Below are 3,621 nucleotides of genomic sequence, written 5' to 3' on the forward strand. Positions count from 1 at the left end.
ATTTAATTGAAGAATTTTTATTACGGAATTATATATCGCCCAAATGGGTGTGTTTAAAACTATCGTTGAATTTTAAACCATAGCCAAAAATCCGATCTAATGAAGCATGAGAAAAAAGTATGATTCCTATTAATTGAAAGACCTCATTTTGAAAATAAATTCCAAATAAATAAACCACAATAGCGATTCCTTTATGGTGAAAGATATTATAGGTGAAAGCGCCAATTTTAGTGTTGACCACATAACCTAACATTCCAATGTCTGGAGTTAAAAGAAGCAGTAAAAACCACCACCAAGCAAAATCCAATTGATTAAAAGCAAAGATGCCTAAGACAAACATCATGAGTTCTTCAATCTTTAAAGCAGACTTCATATTTATTCAAATATTTCATATAAAACAGGCCTACTTGGCGAAGCATCGTTTTCGAAAGGTGCAATTTGTATATTCAGAAAGTATGTGCCATCTATAACGGAATTCGGAACAAAAATAAACTCTGTAATTGTAGCGTCCATTCGTGTTCTTCCTGCAGTATTCCAAAAGGCGTGGTGAGCTAATAATTCGCCATCATCCTTTTCCTTATCAATACTCGGCAGATCTACGAGTAAGTGTTTTATGCCTTTTTCACGTAAATAAATAGCTGCTTCCGATAATAAATAAGGCGGATTGGTATGAGAATATTGATGCGATAATTTTTCTTTGGTATTAGGAATTGTTCTAATAATTAAAGCATCGCGTTTTTTGTTTCCTAAGGCAAAATCAAGCTGTTTTTTAGAAATAACAAAGTCTTTTCCTTTCTTTTCTGGAGCAACCGTAATAAGTTCAGCTAAAAAGAAAAACTGTTTTAAACTCTCGTTAATGGAGTGTACTTTTTCGGTAATATGTCCAACACATTCGGTATGTGTTCCATGTGCATGTGGATTAAACCAGATATTATTGAAGTTTATATCGGCTCCTTCTGCCACACTTGCAACCCATTCACCATCCTTAACAGCCTCAATTCTAGGGGCTTCTAAATACCAGGCATTTACATTGCTTTCTGAAGCTCTTAAAGGAATAGAGATATCCAAAGGTTTCGATAAATCTATTTGTCGTTTTTTCGAATTATATTCTATGGTAGCCAGCATATATTCTGTATTAGGGTTTACTAAATGGTTCTAAACAAATATACTAAATCATAAACAGCTCTGCAGCAATTCCATCTACTAAAAACCATCCTTTTTCGGTTGTTTTCAATTTTTCAATTGTGTTTTGCTTTACATCCAAATTACTGGAAATGACAAGTAAATCGTTTTTAATAAATTTTTCTGAAGTTTTTACTAAATAAGTGAGATAAACCTCCCCAAAATCCTTAGCAACTTTTTGTAATGAAACTCCCCAAATAGTCCGTAAACCAGTCATCACATATTCGTTGTACTGCTCTTTTACTGTCAGGATTTCCGAAGTACTTGGCAGTATTTCTTCTTCAATACTTTTTATATATTTAGTATTATTTGAAACATTCCAACTTCTTGTATTTCCATGAAATGAATGTGCCGAAGGTCCAATTCCTAAATACGGTTTTCCTAGCCAATAACTGGTATTGTGTTTAGAAAAGTAATTAGGTTTTCCAAAATTGGAAACTTCATAATGCACAAAACCTTGTTTTTCGGTTTCTAATATTAGATGATTAAAATGAAGCTGAGCCAACTCATCATCCATTGGCGGATATATCCCTTTTTTTATGAAGGTATCCAAAGCTGTTTTAGGTTCGACGGTCAACGCATAACTAGAAATATGGTTTACGCCAAAACCAAAAGCCATTTGAAGATTTTCGTTCCATTTCTCCAAACTCATGTCTGGAATGCCATAAATTAAATCGATAGTAATATTGTCGAAATGGCGTGTTGCCTCAAGTAAGCAGTTTTTTGCTTCTTCTGAAGAATGCGCACGATTCATACTTTTTAAATCGTCTTCAAAAAAAGATTGAATACCAATGGAAAGTCTGTTTATTGGTGAAATGGCTAATTCTTTAATTCGTTTAGAAGTTAAGTCGTCCGGATTAGCTTCTAAAGTAATTTCAGGATTTTCTGATACGTGATAGTTTTTATAAACAGTATCAATCAATAATTGTAATTCTTCATTTTTTAATAACGAAGGTGTTCCACCTCCAAAATAAATAGTCTCAACCGTTAGATTTTTAAATTCGTCTTTACGTAAAACCAACTCTTTTGATAAAGCAAGAACCAGTTCGTCTTTTTTCTTTAAAGAAGTCGAAAAATGGAAATCGCAATAAAAACAAGCTTGCTTACAGAATGGAATGTGGATGTAAATACCAGCTCCTTCTAACTTCACGAAATGGGAAGAACTCTTACTTAAACGTTCAGACTCAATTTCTTTTTCCATATTTCTTTATACTAATGGACTTCTAACTACCAATGAAAACTGTTTATTTTTTAACACGATCTTCATTTTGCTTTACAAAAGCACTCCATCCCGTGTAGCTTTTGCCTATTTCAATTTTTCCTGCATTGTAAAAATGGCAAACAGCTGCCGCCAAACCATCCATAGAATCCAGGTTTTTGGGTATCGTTTTAAGACCTAACAAACTTTGCAACATTTTTGCCACTTGTTCTTTACTGGCATTTCCATTTCCGGTAATCGCCATTTTTATTTTTTTAGGCGAATATTCCGTAATTGGCACCTCTCTACTTAAACCTGCCGCCATTGCAACGCCTTGCGCTCTCCCAAGCTTTAGCATACTTTGTACATTCTTTCCAAAGAAAGGTGCTTCAATAGCAATTTCATCTGGATGATGCGTTTCTATGAGTTCAATGGTACGTTCAAAAATAAGTTTCAATTTTAAATAATGATCGTCGTACTTTTTTAAGTCCAATTCATTTAACTGCAGAAACTGCATGTTTTTTCCAACTACTTTTATAAGACCAAATCCCATAATGGTTGTTCCTGGATCAATACCTAATATAATTTTCTCCGTGTTCATTAATCGCAATAATAACAACCACTTAAAGAGTAAGACACTCCAATGGTTGCAGTTAATAAATTCCCGTTAAACGATCCGAAACCTTTAGAAACCGGATCGAAATCGCTACTAAAACCATATATATAAGAGGTGTCCAAATAAATTGTAAGTACGTCAGTAATGCTGTAATGAAATTCAATTCCAGCCATGACATTCAAAAACGAGGTTTTATTTTCTCCATATTCACCTAAAGGACTTATCATGCTAAACCCAGGTCCAGCATGTCCAACAACTCCCATCCCAATAGGTAAAAAATTGATAATGGGAGTTGGGTCGTAAATAAATTGTGCGTTTATTCTAGTATAGTTTACCTTAAAATATGGCGAATTATTATCGTGTGAAATTCTGTTGAATCCGAAATCCAATTTCGCACCAAATTGCCTTTTAAACATGTGTTGCAAACCTAGATTGATGGTTGGAAAATTTATAGGTTTCGCATCAAATCCACTTACAAATCCACTCGAACTCGGATTGTTTACACCAAGCGCCATTTGAATCTTCCATTTACTGGTTTCAGCTTGGCTAAAACCTAAAAACGAGATGAACAGAAAAATAATAGAAACCGAAGCTTTTTTGAAGTTTATAAAAGATGTGTTCATAA

5 protein-coding genes are annotated in these 3,621 nt (G+C 33.9%); all 5 read right to left on the reverse strand.

What is annotated here, in order from left to right; translation table 11 throughout:
* Positions 1-28 precede the first annotated feature (28 nt).
* A complete protein-coding gene (locus VKY47_RS10005) occupies positions 29-373 on the reverse strand; it encodes a DUF4260 domain-containing protein (protein WP_324312472.1) in 345 nt (114 codons plus the stop codon).
* A gap of 2 nt (positions 374-375) precedes the next feature.
* Positions 376-1,125: a cyclase family protein gene (locus tag VKY47_RS10010; RefSeq protein ID WP_324312474.1), complete on the reverse strand. Its 750-nt coding sequence runs from the start codon at positions 1,123-1,125 to the stop codon at positions 376-378.
* A 43-nt stretch (positions 1,126-1,168) separates the two neighbouring features.
* Entirely contained in the window at positions 1,169-2,383 is a 1,215-nt protein-coding gene (gene hemW, locus VKY47_RS10015; RefSeq protein ID WP_324312476.1) for a radical SAM family heme chaperone HemW, read from the reverse strand.
* Between the two features lie 43 nt (positions 2,384-2,426).
* On the reverse strand, positions 2,427-2,981 hold the full coding sequence (gene ruvC, locus VKY47_RS10020; protein ID WP_324312478.1) for a crossover junction endodeoxyribonuclease RuvC: 555 nt from the start codon (positions 2,979-2,981) through the stop codon (positions 2,427-2,429).
* On the reverse strand, positions 2,981-3,621 hold a 641-nt coding region (locus VKY47_RS10025; RefSeq protein WP_324312479.1), incomplete at its 5' end, for a cell envelope biogenesis protein OmpA. The genes VKY47_RS10025 and ruvC, both read right to left, overlap by 1 nt.

This window comes from Xanthomarina sp., from assembly GCF_035306705.1.
GTDB lineage: Bacteria > Bacteroidota > Bacteroidia > Flavobacteriales > Flavobacteriaceae > Xanthomarina.

What these genes read in the sequence shown, in the direction of transcription:
- VKY47_RS10005 (WP_324312472.1), bottom strand. Translation starts at nt 373, where the DNA reads ATGAAGTCTGCTTTAAAGATTGAAGAACTCATGATGTTTGTCTTAGGC.
- VKY47_RS10010 (WP_324312474.1), bottom strand. Translation starts at nt 1,125, where the DNA reads ATGCTGGCTACCATAGAATATAATTCGAAAAAACGACAAATAGATTTA.
- hemW (WP_324312476.1), bottom strand. Translation starts at nt 2,383, where the DNA reads ATGGAAAAAGAAATTGAGTCTGAACGTTTAAGTAAGAGTTCTTCCCAT.
- ruvC (WP_324312478.1), bottom strand. Translation starts at nt 2,981, where the DNA reads ATGAACACGGAGAAAATTATATTAGGTATTGATCCAGGAACAACCATT.